The sequence below is a fragment of the Fuscovulum sp. genome, assembly GCA_035192965.1.
Lineage (GTDB): Bacteria > Pseudomonadota > Alphaproteobacteria > Rhodobacterales > Rhodobacteraceae > Paragemmobacter.
Window position 1 is genome coordinate 3,141,624 of sequence record CP136571.1, and the last position, 16,319, is coordinate 3,157,942.

Here is a 16,319-nt window from a genome sequence, read left to right on the forward strand (position 1 = left end):
TATAGTGAGCGGCGCAGAAATCATCCACTTTCGTGAAAATCGGTCCACCTTTGTGTCACGGGAAGGGAGGCCCGGTCGAGGATGGATGGAGGATCGCCGGAAAAGCATGCGCATAAGGTCCTGGAAGACCTTGCTTTGCGCGTGGGGCCTGACGCCCGGTCCCGGCTGGCCTCGGCCTTCCTTGCCATCGTTGGGCGCGTGCATGATCTGGTCGCAGAACTGCAACCCTCAACCGAAGAGTTGAAGGTCGTTATCGACTTCCTGACAGAGGTTGGCCACACCGCCGATGCCCGCCGTCAGGAATGGGTGCTGTTGGCCGATGTGATCGGCGTATCGACGCGGGTAGAAGATATCAATTGCCCCCGCCCCGAAGGCGCCACGCCGAACACGCTTCCCGGACCTTTCTACCGGACCGATGTCCCAGACCTGCCCCTTGGCGCAACCCTTTCCCGCGACGGGATTGGCGAACCGCTGCACGTCCACCTGCGACTGACCGGCCTAGATGGCCGCCCTATCCCGCAGGCGCAGGTTGAAGTGTGGCATGCAAACGCCCTTGGGCGTTATGAAAATCAGGATCCGGACCTGCAACCCGAATTCAACCTGCGCGGTCGGTTTACTGCGGACAGCGCAGGTCATGTCACCTTTGAAACGATCAAGCCGCGTGGCTATGCCCTACCCGAAGATGGCCCGGTGGGCCGCCTTCTAATGGCGCTTGGCCTGCGGCTGGAACGCCCGGCGCATCTGCATTTCCGGGTTACGGCTCCGGGATTTCAAACCCTGACCACCCATATCTTCGACCGTCACGATCCAGCCATCGACCGCGACGCGCTGTTTGGCGTCCGGCCCGAACTTCTGGCCGATTTTCGCGCCAGCCCTTCGGATGCGGGCGGTGCACGGCATGATCTCGACCTTTGCTTCGTCCTTGTCCCTGCAGGCACGGACGCGGCCCAACGCTCTGAAAACTCGCGTCTATCAAGAAAGGAACATTGAAATGGTTCAGGCCCTTGTCAGCGGCTACCATCACCTGACCCTGTCGACCGACGGCGCCCAGGAAGATTATGATTTCTACACGAAAACGCTTGGCCTGTTTTCCGTCAAGCGCACGGTGCTGTTCGATGGCACCATCCCTGTCTATCACCTCTATTACGGATCGCGGCACGGCGATGCCTCTACCATCATCACCACCTTCCCGTTCCGCAAGCCAGGCATCTATGGCCGTCGCGGCACAAACCAGACGCGCACGATCATGCAGTCGATCCCGGTCGGCGCAGCGGATTACTGGGTGGACCGGCTGAATGCAGCCGGCATCCCCGCCACCAAAGGCAGCCGCTTCGGCCTGACCCGCGTGCTTTTCGCCCACCCATGCGGCATCCCGCATGAGCTGGTGGAAAACCCCGGTGACACCCGGACGCCCATCGTGAATGAGGCCGCCGGAACCACGGCACAGACCGCCATCAAGGGCATCTACGGCGCAGGTATCGCCGTGTTCGACATCGATTCCATGAACGAATTCGTCGAAGGCGGTGTCGGCCTGAAGCGTGAAGCCAGCAGCGATGAGGGCCGGATGTATTCCGTCCCCGATAATCTTGGCCCGCATTCCGTGGTGGAAATCATGGAGGATCGCACTTCCCGCCAGGGAACATGGATGCTGGCAGGCGGCACCGTGCACCACATGGCCCTGAACACGGGAACCGAGGAAAACCAGATCGCACTCAAGGCCCGGCTTGAGGGCATGGGGTTTACCGATGTCTCCGAACAAAAGGACCGCAACTACTTCAAATCGATGTATGTCCGCAGCCCCGGCGGCGCGCTGTTCGAAATCGCATGGACCGTCCCCGAAGGCTGGGCCAAGGACGAGGCCCCCGATGCCATCGGTCAATCGCTGGTCTTCCCGCCGTGGTTCGAAGACCGCCGCGCCGAACTGATGCAGGGTCTGGAAGAGGCGGCATTCTAGGCATGACGGGCAGGCTGCATCTTGGGGCAGATCTGGCAAGGGCAAAGGCGGTTTGCGTCTTTGTCCATGGCCGTGGCCAAAGCCCTGAGGAGATGGCGGATCACGTGATCCGCCATCTGCCGCAGGATATGGCCTATGTCTTGCCCCGTGCGGAGGGTGGGGCGTGGTATGCCGCACGGGCCGTGGATCCCCTTACGGATGACACCGCCTCAGAGCTGGAGGCATCGCTGGCGCAGCTGCGTTCGGTCATCACGTCGGCGCGTGCGGCGTCATCCGCGCCGCTGGTGCTGGCCGGGTTCTCGCAAGGGGCCTGCCTATCGCTGGAACTGGCCTGCAGCGGCCTTGCCTCGCCCGATACTGTGGTCGCCTTTACCGGCTGCCGCGTCGGCACTCCGGCGGACAACCGCCCGCGTGCGCTGCCGCGCGGTCTGCCGGTCTACTTGACGGGTGGCGACGCCGATCCGTGGATACCTGTCACCGCGTTTGCCGAAGCCGTGGCCGACCTTGGCTCGCAGGGCGCAGCGCTGCGCGCCGATCTTTTCCCAGGGCGCGGGCATGAAGTCAGCGCCGCAGAACGCGCCATGCTCGCTGCCATCCTGACTGACCTCGCATCGGGCCATCTGCCCGGATTGGCGGCCCCCAGATGACCCGATCCTTCACCTTTCCAGGCCTGACCACCCGCGTCATCTTTGGGGCGGGCACCCTCGCGCAAGTGGCAGATGAGGTGCAGCGTTTGGGCCATGCCCGTGCGCTGATCCTGTCCACCCCGCATCAGGCCGATCAGGCGCAATCGCTGGCCGACACGCTCGGCCCCCTTGCCGCAGGCGTCTTTGCCGGGGCGGCGATGCACACGCCAACAGACGTGACCGAAACCGCCGTTGCGGCCTTCACGGACAGCGGGGCCACCTGCGTGATCAGTTTGGGCGGCGGCTCCACCACGGGGCTGGGCAAGGCGATTGCCGTGCGGACAGGGGCCGATCAACTGGTGATCCCCACCACCTATGCCGGGTCGGAAATGACCGACATCCTCGGCGAAACTGCAGCTGGCGAGAAAACCACCCGCCGCGACCCCGCCATCCGGCCCGAGGTGGTGATCTATGACGTCGACCTGACGCTGTCGTTGCCTGTCACCCTGACCATGACTTCGGCGCTGAACGCCATCGCCCACGCGATGGAGGCCTTCTATGCCCCCGATCGCAACCCGGTGATCGAGGCGATGTGCCGCGATGCCATGCGCGCCTTTCACACCGCTTTGCCCGTCCTGCACAGCGATCCGCTTAACCGCGACGCGCGGGCCGAGGCGCTCTATGCCGCGTGGTGCTGCTCCACCGCGCTGGGGCAGGTCAGCATGGCCCTGCATCACAAGCTGGCCCATGTGCTGGGCGGGTCTTTCGGGATGCCGCATGCAGAAACCCACGCCGTGCTGCTTCCCCATACCACTGCCTTCAATGAAGTGGCGGCGCCCGCGCTTTTGGCCCCGATCTCCGACATCTTCGGCTCCCCCGCCGGCGCCGGGCTGTGGGATTTCGCCGCTCGCATCGGCGCGCCCCAGCGCCTCGCTGATCTCGGTCTTGCGGAACCCGACCTCGACCGCGCCGCCGACATCGCGCTGCGCAATGCCTATTGGAACCCGCGCCCCTTCAGCCGCGACGATATCCGCGATCTGCTTCAGGCGGCGTTTGAAGGGCGCCGCCCAACCAACTGAAATCAAAGGCCAACAGAACTTCTAGGGAGGACGACCATGCTGACCAGACGGAAATTCCTGCACTCCACCGCCGCAACCGGCCTGACGATTGCCGCGTCCGGCCTTGCCGCCCCCGCCATCGCGCAAGGGGCGAAAATCAAGCTGGGCTATGTCAGCCCGCAATCCGGGCCGCTGGCAGGCTTTGCCGAAAGCGACGACTACAACATCAAATCCTTCCTCGCGACCGACGCGGGCAAGAACTTTGAGGTGATCGTCAAGGACAGCCAGTCCAACCCCAACCGCGCGGCGGAAGTGGCCAAGGAACTGATCGTGTCCGATGAGATCGACCTGATGCTGGTCGCCTCTACCCCGGAAAACACCAACCCGGTGGCCACCACTTGCGAAGCCGAGGGCGTTCCCGTCATCTCGACCAAGGCGCCCTGGCAGCCGTGGTTCATCGGCCAGCAGGGCAACCCCGGCGATCCGGCCAGCTGGAAGCCCTTCGACTTCGCCTTCCACTATTTCTGGGGGCTGGAGGACGTGATCGCCGTCTTCCTGAACATGTGGAACCAGATAGAGACCAACAAGATGGTCGGCGGCCTTTTCCCAAATGACGGCGACGGAAACGCTTGGGGTGATCCGAATGTGGGCGTGGGCCCCGGTTTCGCGGCGGCGGGTTACACCCTCACCGATCCGGGTCGCTATCAGAACCTGACCGATGATTTCAGCGCCCAGATCAACGCCTTCAAGGCCGCGAGCGCAGAAATCGTCACCGGCGTTGTGATCCCGCCCGATTTCACCACCTTCCGCAATCAGGCCATCCAGCAGGGTTTCAATCCCAAGATCATCACTGTGGCCAAGGCCATCCTCTTCCCGCAATCGGTGGAAGCGCTGGGTGAGGCCGGGCATAACCTGTCATCCGAAGTGTGGTGGTCCAACACCCACCCGTTCAAATCCTCGCTCACCGGCATGTCGGCAGCCGACCTTGCTGCCGATTTCACCGCGCAGACCGGCCGCCCCTGGACGCAACCTATCGGCTTCATTCATTCGCTGTTCGAGGTGGCGACCAACGTCATGGGCCGCGTCGACGACGTGACCGATGCCGAAGGCGTGGCCGCTGCGATCGCCGCCACCAACATGGATACGATGGTGGGCAAGATCGCATGGGATGGCGCTGGCCTGCCGCCCTTTGCTGCCACCAACGTCTGCAAGACGCAACTGGTGGGTGGCCAGTGGCGGCGCAATGCCGACGGCACCTTTGCCCTCGTCGTGGTCGACAATCAGACCGCGCCGAACATCCCCACCGGCGGCGTGATGGAGGCGCTGGCCTGATCCCCCTGCCCCGGCCCATCCAAGGGCCGGGGCCACTTTCGGAGCGGTGCATGACCATCCTCGACCTCAGCGACGTGTCCAAAAGCTTCGGTGCCCTCAAGGTCACCGATGGCGTGTCCTTTTCCGTGCCGCGCGGACAGGCGCTGGGGATCATCGGGCCGAACGGGGCGGGCAAATCCACCCTGTTCAACCTGATCACCGGCAATATCGCGCCCGATGCCGGAAAGATCACCTTCCTCGGTCAGGATGTCACGCGCCGCCCGGCGATGGACCGCGTCCGCATGGGCGTGGGCCGCAGCTTTCAGATCCCCCAGCCGTTCGAAGGGCTGACCGTCTATGAAAACCTCGCCGTGGCCGCCAGTTTCGGACAGGGCAAGTCTGAGGCAGCGGTTACCGATGACTGCGTGCGTATCCTGCACGACACCGAACTGATGCGCCTGGCCAACACGCCCGCAGGGGCGCTTTCCCTGCTCGATCGCAAGCGGCTGGAACTGGCCCGCGCTATGGCCACAGGGCCGGAACTGCTGCTCTTGGATGAAATCGCGGGCGGGCTGACCGAGGGCGAATGCAAGGCGCTGGTCGCCACGATCAAAGGGCTGCACGCGCAGGGCATGACAATCATCTGGATCGAACACGTCCTGCACGCCCTGACCGCCGTCGTCGAACGTCTGCTGGTGCTGGATTTTGGCCGAGTCATCGGAATTGGCGAGCCGGAGGCGATCATGGCCTCCAAGGAAGTGCGCGAGATCTATCTGGGGATCGAGGCATGACCTTGCTGGAAACAAAGGGCCTCACCGCCAGCTATGGCCAGTTCCGCGCCCTATTCGGCGTGGATGTCTCGCTGTCGGCGGGCGAAACCGTCGCCATCATCGGCGCGAATGGCGCGGGCAAATCCACCCTATTGCGGTCGATCACCGGCATCCTGCGCAATGACGCAGGCATGGTCCTTCACAGGGGCGACGCTATCGGGACACTGCCGCCCGAGTCCGTCATGCAGCGCGGCATTGCTATGGTACCCGAAGGGCGCAAACTGTTCCCCTCGCTCTCGGTCGAAGAAAACCTCAAGATCGGCGGTCAGGTCCGCAAGGCGTCTGGCCCTTGGTCGCTGGACGCGATCTATGACCTCTTCCCGATCCTGCGCGAAAAGCGGAACGTGCCCGGCACCGCGCTTTCGGGGGGCCAGCAGCAGATGGTGGCCATAGGGCGCGCGCTGATGTCCAACCCCGAAGTTCTGCTCTGCGATGAAATCAGCCTCGGCCTCGCTCCCGTCGTGATCCGCGACATCTATGCCGCCATGCCCCGCATCAAGGCATCGGGGGCCGCGATCATAGTGGTCGAACAGGACATCGGCCGTGCGCTTTCAGTCGCCGACCGCGTCTATTGCATGATGGAGGGCCGGGTCACCCTTGCCGCCCCTGCGGCCACGGTCAGCCGTGCCGCCATCCACACCGCCTATTTCGGAGATGCCGCATGATCTGGATCGATACCCTCGTCCAAGGCATCCTGCTGGGCGGGCTTTACGCCCTGTTCGCAGCCGGCCTTAGCCTCGTCTTCGGCATCATGCGGCTGGTCAATCTGGCGCATGGCGACATGATCATCTTTGCCGCCTTCGCCATCCTGCTGATCACCGGCAGCCTTGGCCTGAACCCGTTCCTTGCCGCGCTGATCGCCGCGCCACTGATGTTCGCACTGGGCTGGGCACTGCAACGCTTCGTGCTGAACCGCGTGCTGGGCAAGGATATCCTTCCCCCTCTGCTGGTCACCTTCGGCCTTTCCGTCGCGCTCCAGAACGGAATGCTGGAGGCTTTCTCCGCCGACAGCCAGCGCATCCCCGCAGGACCACTGGAAAGCGCGTCAGTTGACCTCGGCATCATGACCGTGGGCTGGATGCCGCTATTGACCTTTGCCACCGCCATCGCAGTGATCGTGGGGCTGAACCAGATCTTCTACCGCACCGCCCTTGGCCGTGCCTTCCGCGCCACCAGCGATGATCCGGTCACGGCTAGCCTGATGGGCATCGCCCCGAAGGGCATCTTCGCCATCGCCACAGGCCTTGCAATGGTCGTGGTCACCATCGCAGCACTCTACCTTGGCATGCGGGCGAATTTCGATCCCTCCATCGGCCCCGCGCGCCTGATCTATGCCTTCGAGGCGGTGATCATCGGCGGTCTGGGCAGCCTCTGGGGCACGTTGGCGGGCGGCATCATCATCGGGGTGGCGCAAACGATGGGCGCGGCGATCAACCCGGAATGGCAAATCCTGGCTGGCCACATCGCCTTTCTGATCGTGCTTCTCATTCGCCCGCGCGGCCTGTTCCCACGGGCGGTGGATTGACATGACCCATCACGTCGCCACCCGCACCCGCACCGGCACCATCGCAGGCATCGCCGCGCTCGCACTGATCGTGCTGGGCCTTGCCTTGCCCGCCATCGCGCCCCGCGCGCTGATGCAAGATCTGTTCACCATCCTCACCCTGCTCACGCTTGCGCAGCTCTGGAACCTGCTTGCAGGCTATGGCGGCCTTGTCAGCGTGGGCCAGCAGGCCTTCGTCGGCATCGGGGCCTATGCCATGTTTGCAGGTGTCATCCTGTGGGGCATGGACCCGGTCCTTGCCATCCCGCTGGGCGGCATCGCTGCACTGGCCCTGTCGATCCCCACCGCCTTCTTCGCCTTTCGCCTGCAAGGCGCCTATTTCGCCATTGGCACCTGGGTCATCGCCGAGGTCACCCGCCTGCTCGTCGCCCAATGGAAGGCGCTGGGCGGTGGCACAGGCACATCCCTCCCGCGCGAGGCAACCTCCGATATCATCGGGGTCGAGGCGATCCGCACGCTGTTCGACGTGCGTGAAGCAGCCGCCCGCGACATCCTCGCCTATTGGCTGGCACTGGCGCTGGCCGCCGTCACCATCGCAGCAATCTACTGGCTTTTGCGCAACCGCCTCGGCCTGGCCCTTGCCGCCGTCCGCGACAACACCGAGGCCGCGAAATCCGTGGGCGTTGATGCCCGCCGCATCAAATGGGCGGTGTTCCTGATCGCGGCCTTCGTCACCGGCGTGACCGGCGCGCTGATTTATGTCCAGACCGCCCGCATCTCGCCGGATGCCGCCTTCAGCGTCACCGACTGGACCGCCTATGTCATCTTCATCGTCGTCATCGGCGGCATCGGCCGCATCGAAGGCCCGATCGTCGGTGTCATCGTCTTCTACATACTGCAATCCACGCTCGCCGATTATGGTGCGTGGTATCTACTGACGCTTGGCCTGATCGCCATAGCGGTGATGCTGTTCGCCCCGCGCGGGCTCTGGGGCCTCTTGTCCGACCGTACCGGCCTGCACCTGTTCCCTGTTCAACGCCGTCTCGTCCAAAGCGGGCCCGACGCTGGCCCGTCCATGACCCAAAGGGAGGAACGATCATGACCAACGAAAAAACCGGCCTGACCCGCCGCGATGCACTGGCCGCTGTTGCTGCGGCAGGCGCCGCCGCCGTGGCCGCGCCAGCCGTCGCGCAATCCGCAACCGATGATGACCGCAAGGCCGTCGCAGAAAGCTATCTGAAATCTCTGGATGCGGGCGGCGTGTCACCCACCACCGGCCTTGGCCTGTTCGACCATTTCTCTGACGATGCCGAGGTTTTCTTTCCCAAATGGGGTGTCGCGCGCGGCAAGGAAGAAGTGATCAAGATGTTCTCGGATGTCGGCGGCACGCTGAAGGGCATCACGCACCATTATGACAAGTTCATCTGGTACATGAACGGCAGTGACAGTTTTGCCGTCGAAGGCACCAGCGAAGGCGAGCATCGCGATGGCCCTTGGATGGCTGATCAGCCCAAATGGGGTGCAGGCCGTTTCTGCGATTGCTTTACCGTCAAGGACGGCAAGATCACCCGGTTGTTCATCTATCTCGACCCTGATTATGCCGGCAAGGACACCGCCCGTTACGGCTGGATCCCGGCCTGAGATCACATCGCCGCCGGGCTGATCCCGGCGGCATCCCCTGACAAGAGGCTTTCGCAATGTCCGCAGACATCACAACCGACGTCCTGATCATCGGCACAGGCCCCGCTGGCAGTGCCACCGCCGCCCTGCTGGCCAGCTACGGCGTCGAGGTCATGGTCATCAACCGCTATCGCTGGCTGTCCAACACCCCCCGCGCGCACATCACCAACCAGCGCACGATGGAGGTGCTGCGCGATCTGGGGGCCGAGGTGGAAGCCGAGGCGATGATGCACGCCGCCCCCCAGCACCTGATGGGCGAAAACGTCTTTTGCGAAAGTCTGGCGGGCGAGGAACTGGGCCGGATGAAAAGCTGGGGCACCTCACCCCTGTCCAAAGCCGAACACCTGCTGTCCTCGCCCTGCGAGATGAACGATCTGCCGCAAACCTTCATGGAACCCATCCTGTTCAAGACCGCCTGTTCGCGCGGCGCGCAGGCGCGGATGAGCACAGAGTATGTCAGCCACGAACAGGATGATGACGGCGTCACCACCACCTGCCGGGATCGCCTGACAGGCAAGACCTTTACCGTGCGGTCGAAATTCTTGGTGGGCGCCGATGGCGGCAACAGCCTTGTCGCCGAACATCTTGGCCTGCCGTTCGAAGGCAAGATGGGCGTGGGCGGGTCGATGAACATCCTGTTCCGCGCCGACCTGTCGCGGTACGTCGCGCACCGCCCCTCGGTCCTGTATTGGGTGATGCAGCCCGGCGCGGATGTAGGCGGCATCGGCATGGGTCTGGTCCGGATGGTGCGGCCATGGAATGAATGGCTGATCGTGTGGGGCTATGACATCAACCAGCCTGCCCCCGTGGTGGATGCTGCGATGGCCACGCAAGTGGCACGCCAACTTGTTGGTGACCCGGATCTGGAGATCGACCTGATCTCTGCCAACACCTGGACCGTCAACAACTGCTTTGCCACCCATATGCAAAAGGGTCGCGTCTTCATCATGGGCGACGCCGCCCACCGCCATCCGCCGTCGAACGGGCTTGGGTCCAATACCTCCATTCAGGATGGCTACAACCTTGCCTGGAAACTGGCTGCCGTGGTCAAAGGGCAAGCCACACCGAAACTGCTTGATAGCTACAGCGCGGAACGCGCCCCCATCGCACGCCAGATCGTTACCCGCGCCAACCAGTCCATCGCCGAATTCGGCCCGATTTTTGAGGCGTTGGGCATGGATGGCGGCGTCGATCACGACAAGATCCAGCGCAGCATGGCCGCCCGCTGCGATGCCACCCCGGCGGCCGAGGCACAGCGAGAGGCCCTGCGCAAAGCCATCGAATTCAAAAAGTACGAATTCGATTGCCACGGGGTAGAGATGAACCAGCGCTACACTTCGGGCGCGGTGGTCACCGATGGCCAGCAACCGCCAGCCCCGAATGCGGATATGGAACTGCACTATCAGCCCACCACATATCCCGGTGCGCGCATGCCCCATGTTTGGGTCTTTGACCGGAATGGCGCGAAACATTCGACGCTCGACCTTACCGGAAAGGGCCAGTTCACCCTGATCACCGGCATCGGCGGCGAAGCTTGGATTGCGGCAGCAGAGGCGCTGTCGAAAACCCTCGGCCTGCCCATCCGCACCGTAAAAATTGGCCCGCGCTGCGCATTCGAAGATCACGGCGGCGACTGGGCCCGCGCCAGCGAAATCCGCGATGCGGGCTGCCTTCTGGTGCGCCCGGACCAGCACGTCGCATGGCGCGCGGCCACCCTCACCAACGATCCGCAGGCCGATCTCACACGCGTCCTGCACGCCATTCTGGGACACTGACCATGACCACCGAACAGGGATTCTTCACCGAGGCCGACAGCGCAGATGTGGTCATCAGCCGCAACCTGAACGCGCAGGATGAACGCCTGAAACAGGTGATGGCCGTCATCACCCGCAAATTGCATGAGGCGGTCAAGGAAATCGAACCAACCGAAGAGGAATGGTTCCGCGCCATCATGTTCCTCACGGACACAGGCCATATGTGCAACGATTGGCGGCAGGAATTCATCCTGCTGTCGGATGTGCTGGGTGTGTCGATGCTGGTGGATGCGATCAACAACCGCAAACCTTCGGGCGCGTCCGAATCCACCGTCCTTGGCCCCTTTCACGTGGCCGATGCGCCGGAACTGCCGATGGGGTCCAACATCTGCCTGGATCAGAAGGGCGAACCGATGCGGGTGCGTGGCCGCATCCTGGATACCGATGGAAACCCGATTGCCGGGGCAAAGATCGACGTGTGGCAAGCCAATGACGAAGGCTTCTACGATGTGCAGCAAAAGGGCATCCAGCCCGATTTCAACCTCCGCGGCGTGTTCCGCACCGGGGCAGATGGCAGCTATCACTTCCGCGGGGTGAAGCCAAAATTCTATCCCATTCCCGATGATGGTCCAGTCGGCAAACTGCTGGCGCAACTGGGCCGCCATCCTTATCGCCCGGCCCATCTACATTACATCGTCGAGGCCCCGGGATTTGATCGCCTCGTCACGCATATCTTTGATCCCGACGATCCCTATATCCGTTCAGATGCTGTTTTTGGCGTGAAGCAAAGCCTGATGGCCAAGTTCCAGCCCGTCACCGACCCCGACGCCGCAAAGGCCGCCGGGTTTGACGGCCCCTTCCTTGACCTTGCTTTCGATTTTGTGCTGTCTCGCTCTGGGGCATGACCGGACAGTCCGTCATCGGCAGCGTGGCCGTAGTCGGGCCACGGCCGGCAACCCGGCGGTGCCCATGAGCATTGCCGGGTCTCCCCCTCCGCACATGAGGCCCTCTGGTCCGGCGCCAGCCCAGGCAAGCACACTTCCGCGCTTGAGTGTGTTGGAGGCACCGGCCCGCCCCTGCCACATCCGGCCCACGACACGGTGCCGCAGCACGTTGAATTCCGGCCCCGGTGAAACATCTGTCGCCCTCGGCTAACGAAGGCACCATCCATGACAAACCCGCCCCTTGCAACCCGCGCCGCCGGACTGGCGCGCCTTCAGGCCTTTGTTCCGGCCATGGGGCGGCGCTATGCCAATGGTCGCAACTATGACCTTGGCGCAGGGCGGCACACCGCCGTTTCGCTCCTTTCCCCCTATATCCGCCGCCGCTTGGTGACCGAACAGGAAGTCACCGCCGCCGCGCTGGCAGCGCATGGCCCGGAAACCGCCGAGAAATTCGTCGAAGAGGTGGTCTGGCGCGGCTATTTCAAGGGATGGCTGGAACGCCGCCCACAGGTCTGGGGCACTTATCAGCAGGGCCTGATGGCCGATCTTGCCGCCCTTGACCGTGACCGTCGCCTGCGCCGCGATGTGACGCGCGCACAGGATGGCCAGACCGGGCTGGACTGTTTCGATGCCTGGGCCGAGGAACTTGTTCAAACTGGGTACCTCCACAACCATGCGCGCATGTGGTTCGCCTCAATCTGGATTTTCACGCTCGGTCTGCCCTGGCGCCTTGGGGCGGATTTCTTCTACCGTCATCTGCTGGACGGGGATGCTGCCGCAAACACACTGGGGTGGCGCTGGGCGGCAGGCCTGCACACACGCGGCAAACCCTATCCCGCCCGCGCCGACAACATCGCCACCTTTACCCATGGCCGCTTTAACCCGCGCCCCACCGATCTGGCCGAGGTAACCCAAGGGCTGGAGTCGACCGAACCCGAGGGCTTGCCCTCTGTGCAACCCCTGCGCGCCGTCACCCCGCCACAACGAGGCAAGCCCACTGCCCTGCTGATCACGGATGAAGATTGCCGCATCGAAGACTTCGACCTTTCCGCATTGGACATCTGTGGCGTGGCCACCCTCGCCACCAGCCACCTGCGCTCGCCCCTTGCCGTGGCTGATGCTGTGACCGCGTTTGAGACCGGGGCGCTCACTGATACGGCCGCCCGCGCCGGTTTTTCCCCGACCCTGCTCAGCGCCGATCACCCGGATATTCTGGCAAAATGGGCTGTGCAGACCGGGGCCAGCCAGATCGTCACCCCCTATGTCACGCGTGGCCCCTTGCACGACTGGATGACCGAGGCCGCCCCCTACCTTTCCGCGCGCGGCATCACCCTCACGGAATGGCAACGTGACTGGGACCGCGCCATCTGGCCCCATGCCACGGCAGGTTTCTTCAAGGTGAAACAGCAAATCCCCCAAATCCTGAACCAATTGGTGCCTGCATGATCCCCATCGCCATCATCGGGGCCGGAATGTCCGGTCTGGCCTGCGCGCGGCATCTGGCGCAGGCCGGGCATGCCCCAGTCATCTTTGACAAGGGGCGCGGCATCGGTGGCCGTCTGGCCACCCGCCGGGCCGATGGCCTGCAATTTGACCATGGCGCACAATTTGTGAATGCCCATACACCGGGCTTTGCAGCGCTTCTGGACCAACTCACCGTCGCCGGAGCTGCTGCGCCCTGGGCAGATGGCATGGGCCGCACCCATACGGTTGGCACACCCGGCATGGCCGCACTGGCCAAGGCCATGGCCCCGGGCCTGACCATCCACCAGAACGCGCAGGTCACCTCGCTCACACACAGCGATGACGGCTGGAACCTGCGCATCGGCGACACCGACCAACACGCCGCCCGTGTGGTCCTCACTGCCCCCGCCCCACAGGTCGCCTCGCTGCTGGGTCCAGATCATCCGCTTGCGCGGGCAGTCTCTGCCGTCCGGCTTGCCCCCTGCCTCACGCTCATGGCCGCCATCCGCGCGCCGGCCCCTTTCATCACCCGCAATGAACCTGAAGACGACCTCGCTTGGATCGCGCAGGACAACAGCAAACCCGGACGCCCCGCTGGCGATGCCACCCTCTGGGTCGCCCAAGCCAGCCCTGACTTCAGCACCCAGCATCTGGAAAAAGACCCTACCGCCATCGCCGCGCTGATGCTGCCCCTGCTCTGCGACCGTATCGGCGCAAACCTCGACGCCGTCACCCATGCCGCCGCCCATCGCTGGCGCTATGCGCGCGTCACCGCCCCCCTAGGTCAACCCTTTATCGCCACGTCTGATGCCTCGCTCTACCTCGGCGGCGATTGGTGCCTTGGCCCAAGGGTCGAGGCTGCATGGACCAGCGGCACCGCAATCGCACAGGACATGCTGGCCCGGGTCCCATGATGGCAGACCCCCGCATCACGCGCTTGCTGGCACTGATCCGCGCGGCGCTTAAACCGCCCGCGGGCGCTGGGCGCATCGCGCTGGCACTGACACTCGGGGTCATCTGCCATACGGTCTTTGCGCTGGCCGTTCTTGCAATGATCATCGCCATGTTCTTCGGCTTGAGCCAAAGCTTCGGCACCGTGCCATGGCCTTGGGCCATCCTTGCCAACGCGGCCCTGATCGCGCAATTCCCGCTCGCCCATTCACTTTTGCTTACCGGGCCCGGCGGGCGCCTCCTCGCGCGCCTGATCCCCGGACCACATGGCAAAACGCTGGCCACCACCACCTATGCCATCATCGCCTCCGCCCAACTCCTTGCGCTGTTCACACTATGGACGCCGTCCGGCATCATCTGGTGGCAGGCCGATGGCGCGGTGTTCTGGCTGATCACCACCGCCTATGGCGCAAGCTGGCTTCTGCTGCTCAAGGCCAGCTTCGATGCCGGGGCCGAGGTGCAATCCGGCGCTCTGGGCTGGATGTCCCTGATGGCCCGCATCCGCCCGGTCTTTCCCGACATGCCGACCCAAGGCCTGTTCCGCCTCATCCGTCAGCCGATCTATGTGGCCTTCGCCCTGACGCTCTGGACAGTCCCCGTCTGGACCCCGGATCAATTGGCCCTCGCCATCAGCTACACCGCCTATTGCCTGCTCGCCCCCCGGTTCAAGGAACGCCGCTTCGCCGCACGCTATGGCGAGCGGTTCCTGCACTATCGCGCCCGCGTCCCCTATGCCCTGCCCCGCCGCGCGCCTGCCAAGGACCAGACCCATGCGCAATGACCTGACGATCTATGACCGCGTCGCCGACCGATGGTGGTCGGATGATATCCGCTGGGTCCGCACGCTGAAAAATCTCGTCCCCGGCCGTCTGGCATGGTTCGACCGGCATATCGACTGGCACGGCAAAGACGTGCTGGATCTGGGTTGCGCCGGGGGCTTCATGGCAGAAGCCATGGCCCTGCGCGGCGCAAATGTCACCGGCATTGATCCAGCGGCTGATGCGATCGAGGCCGCACGCCGCCACGCCCGCGCCTCCAACCTGCGCATCGGCTATGACGTGGGGATAGGCGAGGCGCTGCCCTATGACGCCGCCGCTTTTGACGCCGTGGTCTGCGTCGATGTTCTGGAACATGTCTCAGACCTGAACCGCGTGCTGGCCGAGGTAGCCCGCACCCTGCGCCCAGGCGGCCTGTTCCTGTTCGACACCATCAACCGCAATCCGCTGGCCCGTTTGGCCACCATCACGGTGGCCGAAGACCTACTGCGCCTCTTGCCGCGCGGCACCCATGACCCGGCCATGTTCATCAAGCCGCGCGAATTGCGCCACGCCCTGACGGGTGCAGGGCTGGTTCCCGGCCCTATCACCGGGCTTGGCCCGCGCGGGATAAACCGCAGGCTCGATCTGACCTTCGGTCCCCTGCCGCTGACCGCGATCCTCTACATGGGTCTGGCGCGCAAACCGCTGACCGCGTGATCTTTACGCCGCGTCCTGCCCGCCCTTAACCCCGGTGATGTAACTGACGATGTCATTGCCGTCGGTTTCATCCTTGCGCAGACTCGCCACGATCCGGCCCCGGCGGAACACGACGATCCTGTCCACCAGATCAAACACCTGCCGCAAATTGTGCGAGATCAGCACCAAAGGCACCCCCCGCTCTTTCAGCCCCCGGATGATGTTTTCCACCTGCGCGGTTTCCTGCACGCCCAGCGCCGCCGTTGGTTCATCCATGATCACCAGCTTCGACGCAAAGGCCGCCGTTCGCGCGATGGAAACGCATTGCCTCTGCCCCCCGCTCATGTTGCGGATCGGGTTGTCGACATTGGGGATCTTTACCGCCGTGGTCTTCAACGCCTCCAGCGTGCGTTCGCGCATCGCCTTGCGGTCCAGAATGGAAAACGGCCCCAGCCGAAAGCGGAAAAGTTCGCGCCCCAGAAACAGGTTCGACGGCACGTCCAGATCATCGGCCAGCGCCAGCGTCTGGAACACGGTTTCAATCCCGGCCTCGCGCGCCTCCAATGGCCCGGCGAAGTTCACCTCGCGCCCATCAAAGAAAATCTGCCCGGCGCTTTTCTGCTCCACCGCCGTGATCTGGCGCACAAAGGTGGATTTCCCCGCCCCGTTATCGCCCACCACCGCCACATGTTCCCCTTTGCGCAGGATGAAATCTGCATCCTCCAGCGCGTGCACCCCGCCATAGCGCTTGGTCAACCCGCGCGTTTCCAGAACGATGTCATCCATGTG

At 63.9% G+C, this 16,319-nt stretch carries 17 protein-coding genes; 16 read left to right on the forward strand and 1 reads right to left on the reverse strand.

What is annotated here, in order from left to right; genetic code table 11:
• The first annotated feature begins 81 nt into the window (after positions 1-81).
• The 16 genes from RSE12_15355 (at position 82) to ubiG (ending at position 15,551) form a co-directional block, all read left to right on the forward strand.
• Complete coding sequence (locus RSE12_15355) at positions 82-990, forward strand: dioxygenase (GenBank protein ID WRH61735.1); 909 nt, start codon at positions 82-84, stop codon at positions 988-990.
• A 1-nt stretch (position 991) separates the two neighbouring features.
• The gene (locus tag RSE12_15360; GenBank protein WRH61736.1) at positions 992-1,954 is read left to right on the forward strand and encodes a VOC family protein; all 963 of its coding nucleotides are present in this window, start codon (positions 992-994) and stop codon (positions 1,952-1,954) included.
• Between the two features lie 2 nt (positions 1,955-1,956).
• Positions 1,957-2,601 (forward strand): dienelactone hydrolase family protein, encoded by a 645-nt coding sequence (locus RSE12_15365; protein ID WRH61737.1) that lies wholly within the window; start codon positions 1,957-1,959, stop codon positions 2,599-2,601.
• Entirely contained in the window at positions 2,598-3,659 is a 1,062-nt protein-coding gene (locus RSE12_15370; protein ID WRH61738.1) for a maleylacetate reductase, read from the forward strand. Before RSE12_15365 ends, RSE12_15370 begins: the two co-directional genes overlap by 4 nt.
• Positions 3,660-3,695: 36 nt before the next feature.
• The gene (locus tag RSE12_15375; GenBank protein ID WRH61739.1) at positions 3,696-4,970 is read left to right on the forward strand and encodes an ABC transporter substrate-binding protein; all 1,275 of its coding nucleotides are present in this window, start codon (positions 3,696-3,698) and stop codon (positions 4,968-4,970) included.
• A gap of 50 nt (positions 4,971-5,020) precedes the next feature.
• Positions 5,021-5,740 carry an ABC transporter ATP-binding protein gene (locus RSE12_15380; protein ID WRH61740.1) on the forward strand — a complete coding sequence of 240 codons (720 nt, stop codon included), beginning with the start codon at positions 5,021-5,023 and terminating at the stop codon, positions 5,738-5,740.
• Complete coding sequence (locus RSE12_15385; GenBank protein WRH61741.1) at positions 5,737-6,444, forward strand: ABC transporter ATP-binding protein; 708 nt, start codon at positions 5,737-5,739, stop codon at positions 6,442-6,444. The genes RSE12_15380 and RSE12_15385 overlap by 4 nt, the downstream gene beginning before the upstream one ends.
• Positions 6,441-7,304: a branched-chain amino acid ABC transporter permease gene (locus RSE12_15390; GenBank protein ID WRH61742.1), complete on the forward strand. Its 864-nt coding sequence runs from the start codon at positions 6,441-6,443 to the stop codon at positions 7,302-7,304. Before RSE12_15385 ends, RSE12_15390 begins: the two co-directional genes overlap by 4 nt.
• A 1-nt stretch (position 7,305) precedes the next feature.
• Entirely contained in the window at positions 7,306-8,385 is a 1,080-nt protein-coding gene (locus RSE12_15395; protein ID WRH61743.1) for a branched-chain amino acid ABC transporter permease, read from the forward strand.
• Positions 8,382-8,924, forward strand: a complete 543-nt coding sequence (locus RSE12_15400; protein WRH61744.1) for a nuclear transport factor 2 family protein — start codon at positions 8,382-8,384, stop codon at positions 8,922-8,924. Before RSE12_15395 ends, RSE12_15400 begins: the two co-directional genes overlap by 4 nt.
• Positions 8,925-8,980: 56 nt before the next feature.
• A complete protein-coding gene (locus tag RSE12_15405; protein WRH61745.1) occupies positions 8,981-10,738 on the forward strand; it encodes an FAD-dependent monooxygenase in 1,758 nt (585 codons plus the stop codon).
• Between the two features lie 2 nt (positions 10,739-10,740).
• Positions 10,741-11,622 carry an intradiol ring-cleavage dioxygenase gene (locus tag RSE12_15410; protein ID WRH61746.1) on the forward strand — a complete coding sequence of 294 codons (882 nt, stop codon included), beginning with the start codon at positions 10,741-10,743 and terminating at the stop codon, positions 11,620-11,622.
• 264 nt (positions 11,623-11,886) lie between these two features.
• Positions 11,887-13,107: an FAD-binding domain-containing protein gene (locus RSE12_15415; GenBank protein WRH61747.1), complete on the forward strand. Its 1,221-nt coding sequence runs from the start codon at positions 11,887-11,889 to the stop codon at positions 13,105-13,107.
• On the forward strand, positions 13,104-14,039 hold the full coding sequence (locus tag RSE12_15420; protein WRH61748.1) for an FAD-dependent oxidoreductase: 936 nt from the start codon (positions 13,104-13,106) through the stop codon (positions 14,037-14,039). The genes RSE12_15415 and RSE12_15420 overlap by 4 nt, the downstream gene beginning before the upstream one ends.
• The gene (locus RSE12_15425; protein WRH61749.1) at positions 14,036-14,857 is read left to right on the forward strand and encodes an isoprenylcysteine carboxylmethyltransferase family protein; all 822 of its coding nucleotides are present in this window, start codon (positions 14,036-14,038) and stop codon (positions 14,855-14,857) included. Before RSE12_15420 ends, RSE12_15425 begins: the two co-directional genes overlap by 4 nt.
• On the forward strand, positions 14,847-15,551 hold the full coding sequence (gene ubiG, locus RSE12_15430) for a bifunctional 2-polyprenyl-6-hydroxyphenol methylase/3-demethylubiquinol 3-O-methyltransferase UbiG (GenBank protein ID WRH61750.1): 705 nt from the start codon (positions 14,847-14,849) through the stop codon (positions 15,549-15,551). Before RSE12_15425 ends, ubiG begins: the two co-directional genes overlap by 11 nt.
• A gap of 3 nt (positions 15,552-15,554) precedes the next feature.
• Here ubiG and RSE12_15435 read toward each other — a convergent pair whose 3' ends face one another.
• Complete coding sequence (locus RSE12_15435) at positions 15,555-16,316, reverse strand: ATP-binding cassette domain-containing protein (GenBank protein ID WRH61751.1); 762 nt, start codon at positions 16,314-16,316, stop codon at positions 15,555-15,557.
• Positions 16,317-16,319: the final 3 nt, after the last annotated feature.

What these genes read in the sequence shown, in the direction of transcription:
- RSE12_15355 (WRH61735.1), top strand. Translation starts at nt 82, where the DNA reads ATGGATGGAGGATCGCCGGAAAAGCATGCGCATAAGGTCCTGGAAGAC.
- RSE12_15360 (WRH61736.1), top strand. Translation starts at nt 992, where the DNA reads ATGGTTCAGGCCCTTGTCAGCGGCTACCATCACCTGACCCTGTCGACC.
- RSE12_15365 (WRH61737.1), top strand. Translation starts at nt 1,957, where the DNA reads ATGACGGGCAGGCTGCATCTTGGGGCAGATCTGGCAAGGGCAAAGGCG.
- RSE12_15370 (WRH61738.1), top strand. Translation starts at nt 2,598, where the DNA reads ATGACCCGATCCTTCACCTTTCCAGGCCTGACCACCCGCGTCATCTTT.
- RSE12_15375 (WRH61739.1), top strand. Translation starts at nt 3,696, where the DNA reads ATGCTGACCAGACGGAAATTCCTGCACTCCACCGCCGCAACCGGCCTG.
- RSE12_15380 (WRH61740.1), top strand. Translation starts at nt 5,021, where the DNA reads ATGACCATCCTCGACCTCAGCGACGTGTCCAAAAGCTTCGGTGCCCTC.
- RSE12_15385 (WRH61741.1), top strand. Translation starts at nt 5,737, where the DNA reads ATGACCTTGCTGGAAACAAAGGGCCTCACCGCCAGCTATGGCCAGTTC.
- RSE12_15390 (WRH61742.1), top strand. Translation starts at nt 6,441, where the DNA reads ATGATCTGGATCGATACCCTCGTCCAAGGCATCCTGCTGGGCGGGCTT.
- RSE12_15395 (WRH61743.1), top strand. Translation starts at nt 7,306, where the DNA reads ATGACCCATCACGTCGCCACCCGCACCCGCACCGGCACCATCGCAGGC.
- RSE12_15400 (WRH61744.1), top strand. Translation starts at nt 8,382, where the DNA reads ATGACCAACGAAAAAACCGGCCTGACCCGCCGCGATGCACTGGCCGCT.
- RSE12_15405 (WRH61745.1), top strand. Translation starts at nt 8,981, where the DNA reads ATGTCCGCAGACATCACAACCGACGTCCTGATCATCGGCACAGGCCCC.
- RSE12_15410 (WRH61746.1), top strand. Translation starts at nt 10,741, where the DNA reads ATGACCACCGAACAGGGATTCTTCACCGAGGCCGACAGCGCAGATGTG.
- RSE12_15415 (WRH61747.1), top strand. Translation starts at nt 11,887, where the DNA reads ATGACAAACCCGCCCCTTGCAACCCGCGCCGCCGGACTGGCGCGCCTT.
- RSE12_15420 (WRH61748.1), top strand. Translation starts at nt 13,104, where the DNA reads ATGATCCCCATCGCCATCATCGGGGCCGGAATGTCCGGTCTGGCCTGC.
- RSE12_15425 (WRH61749.1), top strand. Translation starts at nt 14,036, where the DNA reads ATGATGGCAGACCCCCGCATCACGCGCTTGCTGGCACTGATCCGCGCG.
- ubiG (WRH61750.1), top strand. Translation starts at nt 14,847, where the DNA reads ATGCGCAATGACCTGACGATCTATGACCGCGTCGCCGACCGATGGTGG.
- RSE12_15435 (WRH61751.1), bottom strand. Translation starts at nt 16,316, where the DNA reads ATGGATGACATCGTTCTGGAAACGCGCGGGTTGACCAAGCGCTATGGC.